The following is a 13841-nucleotide window of genomic DNA, read 5'->3' on the forward strand; positions in this document are numbered from 1 at the left end:
CGTCGACCATGTGCATCTTGCCGCGCGTACCGACGATCTCCAGAGCGGTTTCCGCGGTAGGTCCACGCCCGCTATCGGGCGGCGATCGCGGCGGCGATGCGGCTGAGCTGGTCGACCTGCTCGGCGGTCAGGCGGTCGAAGACAAGCTCGCGAACATCTCGCACATGCCGCGGAGCGAGTCGCTGAACGCTGGCATATCCCTCGGCTGTGAGCGTAGCCATGATGACCCGTTTGTCGTCCGTGGCCGGGTGGCGCAGCACCCACCCCCGTTTCTCCAGCCGCCCGATCAGGTGGGACAGCCGCGACGGCGAAAGGTCGGCCTCGGCCGCGATGGCCGTCATCTTCAGCGACCGCCCGGGCGCCTCGGACAGGAACGCCATCACGTTGTACTCGACCAGAACCAGATCGTCCGCCTGTCGCAGCAACCCGTCGAACGCCGATGGCAGCCGCAGGAGCACACGCAACAGCTGCCGCCAGGCCTCCTGCTCCGACTCGGTCAGCCAGGCGACGTCCGCCGTGTCCGGGAGGGGTTGCGAGTCAGCCACCCCGCCATCTTACCAAGTATTTGAACGTTCAAAGGAAAAGGGTTACAGTGTTTGAACGTTCAAAGAATTAGGAGGCCGTCATGAAGATCGCCGTACTGGGCTCAACCGGCAAAACCGGCCGTCTTCTTGTCAGCGAGGCCCTGCGTCAGGGCCACGACGTGGTGGCGATAGCGCGCACGCCGGCCAAGCTCGTCGACCTCGAGCACGAACGTCTCACCGTCATCGCCGCGGACGTCTTTGCCCCGGCCGGATTCGCAGCCGCCACGCAGGATGCCGGCGCCCTCGTCAGCGCGCTCGGCACCGCACGCGGTGGTGACGTCACCACCCTGACCGCGGGAGCGGATGCGGTCGCCGCGCTGCGCCTGCCGAAGGTCGTCTGGCTGGGTTCGCTCGGTCTCGGCGCGACCGGAGGATCCGCGGGACCCCTCTTCACGCCGCTGTTCAATCTGGTGCTCCGCAAAGAGATCCCCGCCAAGACCGCCGCGGAGAACACTATCCGCGCCGCAGGCGGAACCGTCGTGCACGCCCCGATCCTGGGCGGCAACGAACCCAAAGGCACGTTCGAACTCGTCCCAGCGGCCACCTACCGCCCACCCCTGATGTTCCCGACGATCACCCGAGCGGACGTGGCCGCCCTGATGATCGAAGAGGCTGCCAAATCCCGCTTCGGCAACGAAACGGCGGTCTTCGCCCGGAGGTAAAGACTCGGGCCCGGCCCACCCGGTAGGGGTGAACCGGGCCTGGCGCCAAAAGAGCGGGAAGGTCCGGAAGAGCTGGATCAGATCGTGGCTGCCCCGTCGACGACCGTGCCCGGCGTGGCTGCGGCGGCCTTGGGGCTGCGGGGAGCGCGCCCGGTGCGGCGGGTGCGTCGCTCCAGGTAGCCCGCGAAGAACGTCAGGGAGGCGTTCAGAATGATGTAGATGATCGCCGCGACGATCGCTGCGGCCACCGTGTTGCCGAAGTTGGCGCCGAGGGTGTTGACGCCGTCCTGCAGCAGCTCGGTGTAGCCGATGATGTAGCCCAGTGCGGTGTCCTTGACCAGCACGACCAGCTGGCTGACGATCACCGGGAGCATCGCCCGGGCGGCCTGCGGGATCAGGATCTCGCGCATGACGAGGTTCTTGCGCATGCCGATCGCGTAGCCGGCCTCGCTCTGGCCGGTCGGCACCGACTTGATGCCCGCGCGGAAGGCCTCGGCGAGGACCGACCCGTTGTAGAGGGTCAGGCTGATCACGACGGCCCAGAACGGGGGCATGGGTTCTTCGGTGAGGAACGGGATGCCGAAGAAGATGAAGAACATCATGAGCAGTAGCGGCACGGCTCGGAAGAATTCGACCACGGCGCCGGCCGGGATGCTCAGCCACCAGTGGTCGGAGAGCCGCCCGACGGCGAAGATGATGCCGAAGACCAGCGAGAGCACCATGGCGACCGCGGCCGCGCTGATCGTGCCCCAGAGGCCGGGGAGGATGTACGACGTCCAGGTCTCGCCCTCGAGGAACGGCTTCCAGAGCGGTCCGGCCCACTGGTTCTTGTCGTCGAACTTCGTGTAGATCCAATAGAGCACGGCGAGCATGGCGATGCCGAGGACGACCGTGAGGATCCGGTTGCGGATCTTGGCGCGGGGGCCGGGGTGGTCGTAGAGGACCGCGTCGGTGACGCTCACCGCTTCACCGCCAGTCGGTTGGCCAGCCAGCCGAAGGCGTAACCGGTGGGGATCAGGAAGATGGCGAACGTACCCGCGAAGACGAAGAAGATCGGGAAGACCGCGTCGCCGTTGGCGTTGATCAGTTCCTTCATCGCCGACGAGGATTCCATCAGGCCGATGGTGCCGACGATGGTGGCATTCTTCGCCAGGGCGATGAAGATGCTGCCCAGTGGCGCGACGACCGCGCGGCCGGCCTGCGGCAGGATGATCAGGGTCAGCGTCTGGATGAACGACATCCCGATCGCGCGGGCGGCTTCGGCCTGTCCGACGGGGACGGTGTTGATGCCGGAGCGGATCGCCTCGCACACGAACGCGGCGGTGTAGACCGAGAGGCCGATCACGCCGAGCCAGTAGTTGTTCGTGTCGATGTCGTCGGACAGTTCCAGGCTGAGCGCGGAATACAGGCCGAAGTAGCAGAAGAACACGATCAGCGTCAGCGGCGTGTTCCGGAACGTGTTGACCCAGGCCGTACCGAAGCCACGCAGGACCGGGATGGGGGAGACCCGCATGCCGGCGAGCAGCACGCCGAGCACCAGGGCACCTACCGTGGCCGCGGCCGTGAGTTTCAGGATCCAGAGGAACCCGGTCACGTACGTGTCGATGTTGGCTGAATCCGAGAAGACGTCCATCGCCCTCGCTTCCTCGCGACGCTGGAGGGGGAAAGCAGGGGCGGAGCCGGCGTGGTGCCGGCCCCGCCCCTCCTAGGAGAAAATCAGGCGCAGTTGGTGAGCTTGGTGACGTCGAGCTCGGGAGCCGGCGTGCCGCTCTTGCCGAGCGTGTTGTTCCACGCCGCCGTGTAGGAGCCGTCCGTGGCGGACGCCTTCAGGATCTCGTTGATCTTGTTGCAGCCCTCGGTGTCGGACTTCTTGACGCCGATGCCGTACGGCTCGTCGGAGAACTTCTTGCCGACGACCTTGAACTTGCCCGCGTACTGATCCTGGGCGGCGTAACCGGCGAGGATGATGTCGTCGGTCGTGACCGCGTCGACCGAGCCCGCGGCGAGTGCGGTGACGCACTTGGAGTAGGAGTCGAACTGCTGGAGCTTCGCGTCCTTGTAGTCGGTCTGGATCCGCTTGGCCGGCGTGGAGCCGGAGACGGAGCAGACCTTCTTGCCGGCGAGCGTCTCGGGGCCGGTGATGGTCGAGGCGATCGGGACGAGCAGGTCCTGACCGGCGACGTAGTACGGGCCGGCGAAGTTGACGACCTTCTTGCGCTCGTCGTTGATCGTGTAGGTCGCGATGACCACGTCGACCTGGCCCTGCTGGATGAACGGCTCCCGGTTGGCGGAGACGGTCGTCTTGTACTCGATGCCGGTCTCGGGCACGCCGAGGCCCTTGGCGACGATCTTCGCGATCTCGATGTCGAAGCCGGCGTAGGTGCCACCGGTCTGCAGGCCGAGACCGGGCTGGTCGGCCTTCACGCCGAAGACCAGCTTCTTGTCCTTGCTCGCCTTGCCGACGATGCCGCTGGCCGAACCCGACCCACTGTCGTCGCCGCCGCCACATGCCGCCGCGGCCATTGCCAGGGCGAAGACCCCGGCCATCGCAGTCAAACGGGTGATGCGCATCGTCACGCTCCTCTTACTGAAAAATTGCAGATCAAACTGAAGTGGACGTCCTCGTCCGCAGACGCCACAAGGCATCTGTCGGAACAACGAAGCTCTGTATCCAGAACTCAGTGGGTGAGGATTTTTGAGAGAAAGTCCTTGGCGCGGTCGCTCTTCGGGCTGGCGAAGAACTCGGCCGGCGCGGCCTGCTCCACCAGCTGGCCGTCGGCCATGAAGACCACCCGGTCGGCTGCGGCACGGGCAAAACCCATCTCGTGGGTGACGACGACCATGGTCATCCCCTCGCGAGCGAGGGAGGTCATGACGTCGAGCACCTCGCCGACCATCTCCGGGTCGAGCGCGCTGGTCGGCTCGTCGAAGAGCAGCGCCTTGGGCTGCATGGCGAGGGCGCGCGCGATGGCGACCCGCTGTTGCTGACCACCGGAGAGCTGCGCGGGGTACTTCTCCGCCTGTGCCGCGATGCCGACCCTTTCGAGCAGGCTCATCGCCCGTTCGCGTACGGCTGCGGACTTCTCTCCGCGAACCTTGATCGGACCCAGCATGACGTTCTGCAGGATGGTCTTGTGTGCGAAGAGGTTGAAGGACTGGAAGACCATGCCCACTTCGCTGCGCAGTCGCGCGAGCGCCTTGCCCTCCGCGGGCAGCGGCTGACCGTCGAAGGTGATCGACCCGCCGCTGATCGGCTCGAGGCGGTTGATCGCGCGACAGAGCGTGGACTTACCCGACCCCGAAGGTCCGATCACGACGACCACCTCACCGCGATCCACGGAGAGGCTGACATCCTGCAGGACGTGCAGGGGGCCGAAGTACTTGTTAACGCCTTCGAGGACGATGAGAGGCTCGCTCGTCGTCACCGTCTGACCACCGTCCTGTCTGTGGGGGCATCACTCTGATGGGGTCACTCTATTGGCGCAGTTGTATCGGAACGCGTCGAGAATGGTCACGGAGCAGTAACACCGCGGCTGCGGACCGGAAGGGATGTCCACGATGAGCGGTATGGCAGACACCGACCCGACCGACGGGCTCTGGAACTGGTGTGCCGCCGGGACCCTCGATGCGGCACTTGTCCGTGACGCCGTTTCCGGCGCCCTGCAGCGACCTGTGATGACCCTGGACGCCCCCGTGGGCGACGCCGTCCTCTGCGACGTCTGGCATGTCGGGGGCGACTTCCCGACATTGATTGACTGCTACATGGCCCCGGGCGACGTGGCGGAGGCGACCATCGCCAGCGCCGTCGCGGTCCGGCTCGGTGCCGACCTCCTGCTCCCGGACGACACCCTCAATCCCACCCGATATGTACGCGCTGAGCCCGATGGCACACTCCGACCCGTACACGTGGAGGAGACCGAGACCGACGACGGCACGGAGCGGAGCCACGTGCGCGTCTGCACCGGTTCCGACCCCGCCTGCGCCGCCGGCCCCGGTTGCTCGCGATCGAGGTGGAAACCGGAGCGGCCTCCGGGGAGACCCGCGGCGGCTTAGGGACTACCCTGGTCAATTGCCATGACTGACATTTCGCAGAGCACCGAGCCCCGCACGCCCGCTGTCCCCGGCACGTCCGCCGATCCCCGGACGTATGACGTGCGCACCTACGGCTGCCAGATGAACGTGCACGACAGCGAGCGCATCTCCGGCCTGATGGAGGACGCGGGCTACGTCCGTGCCGCCGACGCCGACGCGGCCGACATCGTGGTCTTCAACACGTGCGCCGTCCGGGAGAACGCCGACAACCGCCTCTACGGCAACCTCGGCCACCTGCGGCCCACCAAGCTGAAGAACCCCGGCATGCAGATCGCCGTCGGTGGCTGCCTGGCGCAGAAGGACCGCGGCGACATCGTCAAGCGCGCACCCTGGGTCGATGTCGTCTTCGGCACCCACAACATCGGCTCGCTGCCGACGCTGCTGGAGCGGGCCCGGCACAACCAGGAGGCCGAGGTCGAGATCCTCGAGTCGCTCGAGGTCTTCCCGTCGACGCTGCCGACCAAGCGCGAGTCGACCTACGCGGGCTGGGTCTCCATCTCGGTGGGCTGCAACAACACGTGCACGTTCTGCATCGTGCCGTCGCTGCGCGGCAAGGAGAAGGACCGCCGCCCCGGCGAGATCCTGGCCGAGGTCGAGGCGCTGGCCCGCGAGGGTGTCCTCGAGGTCACGCTGCTCGGGCAGAACGTCAACTCCTACGGCGTGGAGTTCGGCGACCGGCTCGCGTTCGGCAAGCTGCTGCGCTCCACGGGCACCATCGAGGGCCTGGAGCGGGTCCGGTTCACCAGCCCGCACCCGAAGGACTTCACCGACGACGTGATCGCCGCGATGGCCGAGACGCCGAACGTCTGCCACTCGCTGCACATGCCGCTGCAGTCCGGCTCCGACCAGGTGCTGAAGGCGATGCGCCGCAGCTACCGCTCGGAGAAATACCTCGGCATCATCGACAAGGTCCGGGCCGCCATGCCGGATGCCGCGATCACCACCGACATCATCGTGGGCTTCCCCGGCGAGACCGAGGACGACTTCCAGCGCACCCTCGACGTCGTGCGTCAGGCCCGCTTCTCCAGCGCCTTCACGTTCCAGTATTCGAAGCGCCCCGGCACGCCCGCCGCGACCATGGACGGCCAGCTGCCGAAGGAGGTCGTCCAGGAGCGCTACGTACGCCTGATCGAGGTGCTCGAAGAGATCAGCTGGGCGGAGAACAAGCGCCTGGTGGGGGAGAAGGTCGAGGTCCTGGTGGCCGTCGGCGAGGGCCGCAAGGACGAGCGCACCGGCCGGCTCAGTGGCCGCGCCCGCGACGGCCGGCTGGTCCACTTCGCCACCGGCGACACGACCACCCGCCCGGGCGACATCATCGAGACCGTCATCACGTATGCGGCCCCGCACCACCTCAACGCCGACGGCGCTCCGCTGAGCCACCGCCGCACCCGCGCGGGTGACGCGTTCGAGGCGGGCCGCACCCCGAAGCTCCCCGGCGTCTCCCTCGGCCTGCCCACGATCGGCGTCCCGGCCCCGCTGCCCGCCGCCGACGGTTGCGCCGTCCGGTAGCAGCCGACGGTTGCGCCGTCCGGTAGAACCGGTAGAACTGGTGCATGGGGGATACACCGACACTGTGGGAATGGGCCGGCGGCACCGCGGCCTTCGAGCGGCTGACCGAGGCCTTCTACGCGAGGGTGGTCGAGGACGACCTGCTCGGGCCGCTGTTCGCCCGGATGGATCCGGAGCACGCCCGCTACGTGGCGATCTGGTTCGCGGAGGTCTTCGGCGGCCCGACGACGTACACCGATGAGCACGGGGGTTATCCCCACATGGTCGCCAAGCACATCGGCATGGCGATCACCGAGCCCCAGCGGCGCCGCTGGGTCAACCTGATCCAGGACGCCGCCGACGAGGCCGGGCTGCCCGGCGATCCTGAGTTCCGCGCGGCGTTCCTCGGGTACGTCGAATGGGGCACCCGGCTGGCCCACCAGAATTCACAGCCCGGGGCGGAAGTGTTCATGGACGCACCCGTACCGCACTGGGGATGGGGAGTCGCACCGCCCTACCAGGGATGATGGTCCCGTGGATCTTGATTTTGGGGACGTGCTCGCGGCTCGCGAAGTGGTTTACCGGCACCTGCCGCCGACCCCGATGTGGTCCTATCCCGTCCTGAACGAGACGGTCGGTGCCACGGTGTTCGTCAAGCACGAGAACGCGCAGCCGGTCGGTGCCTTCAAGGTGCGTGGCGGGCTCACCCTGCTCGACGCGATGTCGCCGGACGATCGCAAACGCGGCATCGTTACGTGGTCGACCGGTAACCACGCGCAGTCCCTGGCCTATGCGAGCTCCGTTTTCGGCGCCGCCTGCACGGTGGTCATGCCGGGAACTGCCAGCACTGCCAAAGCCGCAGCCGTACGAGGCCACGGCGCCGAAGTCGTCCTGACCGGTGACGATCTCGAGGCGGCCCAGCGCTACGCCGAGGCGCTGGCCGACCGGACCCGGGCGCGCCTGGTCAGCCCCGGTGACACGCCGGAACTGCTCGCCGGGGTCGGCACCCTCTACCTGGAGATCCTCGAGGCGGAGCCCGAGCTCGACGCGATCGTCGTGCCGATCGGCAGCGGCACGGGCGCGGGCGCTGCCACCGTGGTCGCCCGGGAGCTGGCACCGGCCTGCAAGGTCTACGGCGTGCAGTCGGCGAGCTCGCCGGCGGCGTACGACTCCTGGCAGGCGGGGGAGCTCGTCAACCGGCCGAACCGCACGCGGGTGGCGGGCCTGGCGACCGGGCGCGGTTACGAGCTGCCGCAGCGCCTCCTGCGTACCGGCCTGGCCGATTTCCTGCTCGTCACCGACGATGAGATCGACGCTGCCCGGCGCCGGCTGGCGGCCGATGCGCACACCCTCGCCGAGGGAGCCGGCGCGGCAGCCCTCGCCGCCGTCCTGGGCCGCCCTGACCTCTTCGAGGGCCGGAGGGTGGCCGTGGTGTGCACCGGTGGCAACGCGGACGCCACAGAGCTCTCAGGGCTCTCGGGGCTGTAAAAAATGGCGCCCGGCGAGAGCCGGGCGCCATCTGAAGAGGTACTACGTCAGCCGGCCGCCTCGGCGAGGGCCAGGAACTGCTTCTTGGAGGCCAGTGCCTTCTCGGCTTCCTTGACCCGCTTGGTGTCACCGGCGGCCTGGGCGCGGGCGAGCTTCTCCTCGGCCTCCGCGACCTGGTCACGCATCTGCTTGAGCAGCGGGTTGTCCTGCGGTGTGGTCTTGCGCCACGCCGAGTCCATCGCGATGCGGATGCGCTCCTCCGCCGCGCGCCAGCGGCGGTCGAGACCGACGGACGACTCGCGGGGCACACGGCCGGCGTCGTGCCAGGCGGCCTGGGCGTCCCGCAGCTTGTTCTGGGCGCCGCGCGGGTCCGCGTCGATGTCCAGGGCCTCGACCTCGGCGAGGATCGCCTGCTTCTTCTCGAGGTTGCCCTTGTACTCCGCGTCGCGGGCCGAGAAGACCTCGCTGCGCTTGGTGAAGAAGGCGTCCTGCGCGGCCCGGAAGCGTTCCCAGAGCTTCTGCTCGGACTCCTTGGCGGCGCGGGGCGCGGCCTTCCACTCGTTCATGAGGTCCTTGAGCCGGGTGGCCGTCGGCCCCCACTCGGTGGACTCGGCGAGCGTCTCGGCCTCCTTGACCAGGTCCTCCTTGGCGGTCTGCGCCTGCTTGCGCTGACCGTCGAGGGTGGCGAAGTGCGCGCCGCGGCGACGGGTGAAGCCGTCCCGGGCGGCCGCGAAGCGCTTCCACAGCTCGCCGTCGGTCTTCTTGTCGACGCCGCGGATGGTCTTCCACTCGTCGAGGATCTCCTTGAGCCGGTCGCCCGCGCTCTTCCAGCCGGTCGCGTCGGCCGCGATCGTCTCGGCCTCCTCGACCAGCGCGGTCTTGCGCGCGAGGGCCTCGGTGCGGGCCACCTCGCGGGCGGCCTTGGCCTCGCCGGCCTTGACGTCGGCCAGCTCGGTCAGCCGGTCCAGCCGCGCGGCCAGGCCGTCGATGTCACCGACGACGTGCGCCTCGTCGAGGGTCGTCCGGATCCGCTTGACACTGGTCAGCGAGTGCGACGCGTCGGCTGCGCCGGACTTGAGCCGGGCCTCCACGAGATCGACCTCGGTGACCAGGTCGGCGAAGCGCCGGGCGAAGTGCGCCAGGCCCTCCTCCGGCGTGCCGGCCTGCCAAGAACCGACCACCCGGTCGCCCTCGGCGGTCTTGACGTACACGGTGCCGTCGGCATCCACGCGCCCGAAGGTCGTCCAGTCAATCATGAGCCCATCCTCGTTCTCCCGGCGTCTCGGGCTCCGCTGCCCGGGGTCGCCGCCATGGCGCAGTCGAATGCCATCATTCCATCGGCATTGTTTCTCGCGCATTGTCACAGGTCCAACCCGGTTCCGGGGAAGCGCCCACGGATGACCGTGACCAGCCCGTTACGGTGGCTCCGTGCCGTTGCTCCCACCCCCGACAGTCGTGGCCGTCGTCGGCCCGACCGCCGCCGGAAAGTCCGCGCTGAGCCTCGCCCTGGCCCGTGAGCTGGGCGGGGAGGTGGTCAACGCCGACTCGATGCAGCTCTATCGGGGCATGGACATCGGCACCGCCAAACTGACCTCCGACGAGCGGGAAGGCGTCCCGCACCACGTCCTTGACCTGTGGGACGTCACGGTTGCGGCGAGCGTCGCCGAGTACCAGAAGGTCGCCCGGGCCGCTGTTGACGAGATTGCCGCGCGGGGACGCGTACCCATGCTGGTCGGGGGGTCCGGTTTGTATGTCCGGGCCGTTCTGGAAGATTTTGAATTTCCGGGCACGGATCCCGCCATTCGGGAACGTCTCGAGGCCGAGCTCGCCGAAAACGGACTTCCACCGCTCTACGCGCGGCTGCGGGAGGCCGACCCCGAAGCCGCCGGCAAGATCCTTCCCTCGAACGGGCGACGGGTCGTGCGGGCGCTCGAGGTGATCGAGATGACCGGGCGGCCGTTCACCGCGAGCCTGCCCAAACCCACGCCGTACTACCCGGCCGTGCAGATCGGTGTGGATCGCGTCACCGACGAGCTGGACCGGCGGATCGCCGAGCGGGTGGACCTGATGTGGGCGCAGGGGCTGCTCGACGAGGTTCGCGCGCTCGACCTCGCCGGCCTGCGCGAGGGCCGCACGTCCAGCCGCGCGCTCGGCTACCAGCAGGCCCTCGCCGAGATCGACGGCGAGCTGACCGGGGAGCAGGCCAGGGACGAGACCGTCCGGGCCACCCGCCGGTTCGTGCGCCGCCAGCGGTCCTGGTTCCGGCGTGATCCCCGGATCACCTGGCTGGACGCCGCCGATCCAAACGTGACGAACGCCGCGTTGGCAGTGGTTCGCGGGGCTGAGCGATGATGGACCGCGTGTTGTTCACCAAGGGCCACGGCACCGGCAATGACTTCGTCATCCTCGATGACCACGACGGCGCGCTCGACCTGACGCCGTTCCTCGTCGCCGCACTCTGCGACCGCCATCGGGGCATCGGCGCCGACGGCGTGCTGCGCGTGGTGCGAGCCGCGAAGCACCCCGACGGCGCCGGCTACGCGGCCGAGGCCGAGTGGTTCATGGACTACTGGAACGCCGACGGCACGATCGCCGAGATGTGCGGCAACGGCGTCCGCGTCTTCTCCCGCTACCTGCTCACCCACGATCTCGCCGCCGCCGGCCCTGCGGGCCTTCCGGTCGCGACGCGATCAGGCGTCGTGCGCGCGGTCTTCGAGGGCGACCTGATCTCCGTTCACATGCGCACCCCCGAGGTGTACGCCGCCAGCACCGCAACTATCGGACCGCTGACGTTCCCCGGGATCGCCGTGAACTGTGGCAACCCCCACCTCGTCGCCGGGCTGCACGACGGCGTCCGGCTCGACAGGATCGACCTGCACGTGGCACCCGGTTACGACCCCAGCGTCTTCCCCGAAGGGGTGAACGTCGAGTTCACCACCCCCGGCGAGCCCGTCGAGGGCGCCGACCGGCACGTGCACATGCGCGTCTACGAGCGCGGTTCGGCCGAGACGCTGTCCTGCGGCTCCGGGGCGCTCGCGGTCGGCGCGGTCGCCCTGCGCGAGGCGGGCCTCACCGAGGGCCGGGTCGCCGTCGACCTGCCCGGCGGCCGGCTCCTGGTCACCGCCGACGGTGACGGGCGGTGGTGGCTGGCGGGTCCGGCGGTGCTGGTGGCCACCGGCGAGGTTGATGTGGCGGCCCTCGGTTGATGGATTCGCTGCACCGCGTGGCGCATCGCGGATATTCGGCGATCGCGCCCGAGAACACCCTGCCCGCCCTGACCGCGGGTGTGCTGGCCGGGGCGACGTTCATCGAGTTCGACGTGCGGACCACGGCCGACGGCGTGCCCGTGGTGATCCACGACCGGACGGTCGACCGGACCACGGACGGGTCCGGCAAGGTCTGGGAGCTGACCCTCGACGAAATTTCCGGGCTGGACGCGGGGACCTGGTTCTCCCCGGCGTACGCGGGAATCGGTGTGCCGCAGTTGACCGAGGTTCTTGATCTGCTCGGCCCGCACGACGCCGAGCTGTTGCTGGAGATCAAGCCCCCGGCCACGCTCGAGCAGGTCAAGAACATCCTCGGCCAGGTCGCCGACGCCGGGCTGCTGGGCCGCACGGTCGTGCAGAGTTTCGACCCGGCCATCGTGCGGCTGGCCGGCGAGGTCGCCCCCGACGTGCGCCGCGGCCTGCTGCGCGACGGTTTCGACGCCGACCAGGTCGAGATCGCCCAGGAGCTGGGCATCTCCTACTGCAACCCGCGGATGAGCTCGGTGCTCGGCTCGCCCGGGACGGTCGCGGCGCTGGCCGGGGTCGGCGTCTCGGTGATGCCGTGGACGGCGAACGACGCCGCGCTCTGGCCCGGGCTGGTCGACGCCGGTGTGGCCGGCCTGATCACCGACCACACCGGGGAACTGACCGGCTGGGCCAACTCCCTCGTCGCCTAGAACGTCTCTTCGGGCGCCTCGTCCAGCTCCTCCTTGGCGACCGCGGCGGCGTTCTGCGGCGCCGGGGTGCCCTTGACCGTGGCCCGGATCGCCGCGGCCACCGCAGGGGTCACCCGCGGGTCGAACACGCTCGGCACGATCACGGTCGGGTTGAGCTTGTCGTCGCCGACCACGTTCGCGATGGCCATGGCCGCCGCGAGCGCCATGTCCTCGGTGAACTCCTCGGCGCTCACATCGAGCATGCCGCGGAACACGCCGGGGAACGCCAGCACGTTGTTGATCTGGTTCGGCTGGTCGGAGCGGCCGGTGGCCACGACCGCGGCGTACTTGCGGGCCTCCCGCGGGTCCACCTCGGGGTCCGGGTTGGCCAGCGCGAAGACGATCGACCGGTCCGCCATCTTGGCGATGTCGTCGCCGGTGAGCAGGTTCGGCGCGCTCACCCCGATGAAGACGTCGGCGCCGGCGATCGCGCCCGGGAGATCCCCCGAGTAGTTGTCGCGGTTGGTGTGCTCCACGAGCCACTGCCAGGTCGGGTTCAGGTCGTCCATGTCGCGGTGCAGGGCGCCACGGCGGTCGTACGCGATGATGTCGCCCACGCCCTGCCGCAGCAGCAGCTTCATGATGGCCGTGCCCGCGGCGCCGGCGCCGGAGACGACCACCTTGACGTCCGCGAGGTTCTTACCGACCACGCGCAGCGCGTTGGTCAGCGCCGCGAGCACGCAGATCGCGGTGCCGTGCTGGTCGTCGTGGAAGACCGGGATGTCGAGCAGCTCACGCAGCCGCGCCTCGATCTCGAAGCACCGCGGCGCTGCGATGTCCTCCAGGTTGATGCCGCCGTAGGCCGGGGCGATCGCCTTGACGATGGCGACGATCTCGTCGGTGTCCTGCGTGTCCAGCACCACGGGCCAGGCGTCCACGCCGCCGAACCGCTTGAAGAGGGCGGCCTTGCCCTCCATGACCGGCATCGCGGCGGCCGGGCCGATGTTGCCCAGGCCCAGCACCGCCGAGCCGTCGCTCACCACGGCGACCGTGTTGCGCTTGATGGTCAGCCGGCGCGCGTCGGCTGGGTTCTCGGCGATGGCCATGCAGACCCGCGCCACGCCCGGGGTGTACGCCCGGGAGAGCTCGTCGCGGTTGCGCAGCGCGACCTTCGAGTTGACCTCGATCTTGCCGCCGAGGTGCAGCAGGAACGTGCGGTCCGAGACCTTGCGGACGTCGACGCCGTCCTGCTCCTCGAGGTTCTTCACGACCTGGTCGGCGTGCGAGGCGTCGGCGGTGTCGCAGGTGAGGTCCACGAGGACGCGGGTCGGGTCGGAGTCCACCACGTCGAGCGCCGTCACGATCGCGCCCGCCTCACCCACGCAGGTGGTGAGCCGTCCGATGGAAGAGGCGTCGGCTGTCACGGCGATACGGACAGTGATCGAGAATCCTGCGCTGGGCAGGCGGGTGGTCACCACGGATTTCCCTCCGTCGTTGGCGGGTGTGTACCCGCATTCTCGCCCCTGGGGAATAGCGGCAACCACCGCGGTGGTTACTGGTGAGTCAGACACTTCTGCGACAACGCTCAGCCCTCATATGTGGATG

The 13841-nt window shown here is 68.9% G+C and carries 15 protein-coding genes; 8 read left to right on the forward strand and 7 right to left on the reverse strand.

Features of this window, described 5'->3' with window-relative positions; genetic code table 11:
- Positions 1-71: 71 nt before the first annotated feature.
- Positions 72-545, reverse strand: coding sequence for a MarR family winged helix-turn-helix transcriptional regulator (locus tag Ahu01nite_RS23410; RefSeq protein WP_239159068.1), 474 nt, complete (start codon positions 543-545; stop codon positions 72-74).
- Positions 546-625: 80 nt separating this feature from the next.
- Here Ahu01nite_RS23410 and Ahu01nite_RS23415 point away from each other — a divergent pair, with 80 nt between their 5' ends.
- Positions 626-1246, forward strand: a complete 621-nt coding sequence (locus tag Ahu01nite_RS23415; protein WP_203838746.1) for an NAD(P)-dependent oxidoreductase — start codon at positions 626-628, stop codon at positions 1244-1246.
- Positions 1247-1323: 77 nt separating this feature from the next.
- Here the strand turns inward: Ahu01nite_RS23415 and Ahu01nite_RS23420 are convergent, their stop codons facing one another.
- The 4 genes from Ahu01nite_RS23420 to Ahu01nite_RS23435 all read right to left on the reverse strand — a co-directional run bounded on the left by Ahu01nite_RS23420 (position 1324) and on the right by Ahu01nite_RS23435 (position 4671).
- Positions 1324-2208, reverse strand: a complete 885-nt coding sequence (locus tag Ahu01nite_RS23420; RefSeq protein ID WP_203838747.1) for an amino acid ABC transporter permease — start codon at positions 2206-2208, stop codon at positions 1324-1326.
- Positions 2205-2879, reverse strand: a complete 675-nt coding sequence (locus tag Ahu01nite_RS23425) for an amino acid ABC transporter permease (protein WP_203838748.1) — start codon at positions 2877-2879, stop codon at positions 2205-2207. The genes Ahu01nite_RS23420 and Ahu01nite_RS23425 overlap by 4 nt, the downstream gene beginning before the upstream one ends.
- A gap of 83 nt (positions 2880-2962) precedes the next feature.
- Positions 2963-3817, reverse strand: coding sequence for a glutamate ABC transporter substrate-binding protein (locus Ahu01nite_RS23430; protein WP_203838749.1), 855 nt, complete (start codon positions 3815-3817; stop codon positions 2963-2965).
- A gap of 107 nt (positions 3818-3924) precedes the next feature.
- Complete coding sequence (locus Ahu01nite_RS23435) at positions 3925-4671, reverse strand: amino acid ABC transporter ATP-binding protein (RefSeq protein ID WP_203838750.1); 747 nt, start codon at positions 4669-4671, stop codon at positions 3925-3927.
- 142 nt (positions 4672-4813) lie between these two features.
- On the opposite strand from Ahu01nite_RS23435, the gene Ahu01nite_RS23440 reads away from it, so the two are divergent.
- Genes Ahu01nite_RS23440 through Ahu01nite_RS23455 form a run of 4 tightly spaced genes read left to right on the forward strand, consistent with a single transcriptional unit; the run spans position 4814 to position 8314 of the window.
- On the forward strand, positions 4814-5299 hold the full coding sequence (locus Ahu01nite_RS23440; RefSeq protein WP_239159069.1) for a hypothetical protein: 486 nt from the start codon (positions 4814-4816) through the stop codon (positions 5297-5299).
- Between the two features lie 21 nt (positions 5300-5320).
- Entirely contained in the window at positions 5321-6847 is a 1527-nt protein-coding gene (gene miaB, locus Ahu01nite_RS23445) for a tRNA (N6-isopentenyl adenosine(37)-C2)-methylthiotransferase MiaB (protein ID WP_203838752.1), read from the forward strand.
- 44 nt (positions 6848-6891) lie between these two features.
- Positions 6892-7353 (forward strand): group II truncated hemoglobin, encoded by a 462-nt coding sequence (locus Ahu01nite_RS23450; protein ID WP_203838753.1) that lies wholly within the window; start codon positions 6892-6894, stop codon positions 7351-7353.
- Positions 7354-7360: 7 nt separating this feature from the next.
- Positions 7361-8314 carry a threonine ammonia-lyase gene (locus Ahu01nite_RS23455; RefSeq protein WP_239159070.1) on the forward strand — a complete coding sequence of 318 codons (954 nt, stop codon included), beginning with the start codon at positions 7361-7363 and terminating at the stop codon, positions 8312-8314.
- Between the two features lie 47 nt (positions 8315-8361).
- Here Ahu01nite_RS23455 and Ahu01nite_RS23460 read toward each other — a convergent pair whose 3' ends face one another.
- On the reverse strand, positions 8362-9570 hold the full coding sequence (locus Ahu01nite_RS23460; protein WP_203838754.1) for a DUF349 domain-containing protein: 1209 nt from the start codon (positions 9568-9570) through the stop codon (positions 8362-8364).
- A 172-nt stretch (positions 9571-9742) separates the two neighbouring features.
- Here Ahu01nite_RS23460 and miaA point away from each other — a divergent pair, with 172 nt between their 5' ends.
- Genes miaA through Ahu01nite_RS23475 form a run of 3 tightly spaced genes read left to right on the forward strand, consistent with a single transcriptional unit; the run spans position 9743 to position 12257 of the window.
- Entirely contained in the window at positions 9743-10666 is a 924-nt protein-coding gene (gene miaA / locus Ahu01nite_RS23465; protein WP_203838755.1) for a tRNA (adenosine(37)-N6)-dimethylallyltransferase MiaA, read from the forward strand.
- Positions 10667-10674: 8 nt separating this feature from the next.
- Positions 10675-11520, forward strand: coding sequence for a diaminopimelate epimerase (gene dapF, locus Ahu01nite_RS23470; protein ID WP_203838756.1), 846 nt, complete (start codon positions 10675-10677; stop codon positions 11518-11520).
- Complete coding sequence (locus Ahu01nite_RS23475) at positions 11520-12257, forward strand: glycerophosphodiester phosphodiesterase (protein ID WP_203838757.1); 738 nt, start codon at positions 11520-11522, stop codon at positions 12255-12257. Before dapF ends, Ahu01nite_RS23475 begins: the two co-directional genes overlap by 1 nt.
- On the opposite strand, the gene Ahu01nite_RS23480 is transcribed toward Ahu01nite_RS23475, so the two are convergent.
- Positions 12254-13714, reverse strand: coding sequence for an NAD-dependent malic enzyme (locus Ahu01nite_RS23480; RefSeq protein WP_203838758.1), 1461 nt, complete (start codon positions 13712-13714; stop codon positions 12254-12256). The two genes, Ahu01nite_RS23475 and Ahu01nite_RS23480, sit on opposite strands and share 4 nt — an antisense overlap.
- Positions 13715-13841 lie beyond the last annotated feature (127 nt).

The sequence above is a fragment of the Winogradskya humida genome (genome assembly GCF_016862215.1).
Classification (GTDB): Bacteria; Actinomycetota; Actinomycetes; order Mycobacteriales; family Micromonosporaceae; genus Actinoplanes; species Actinoplanes humidus.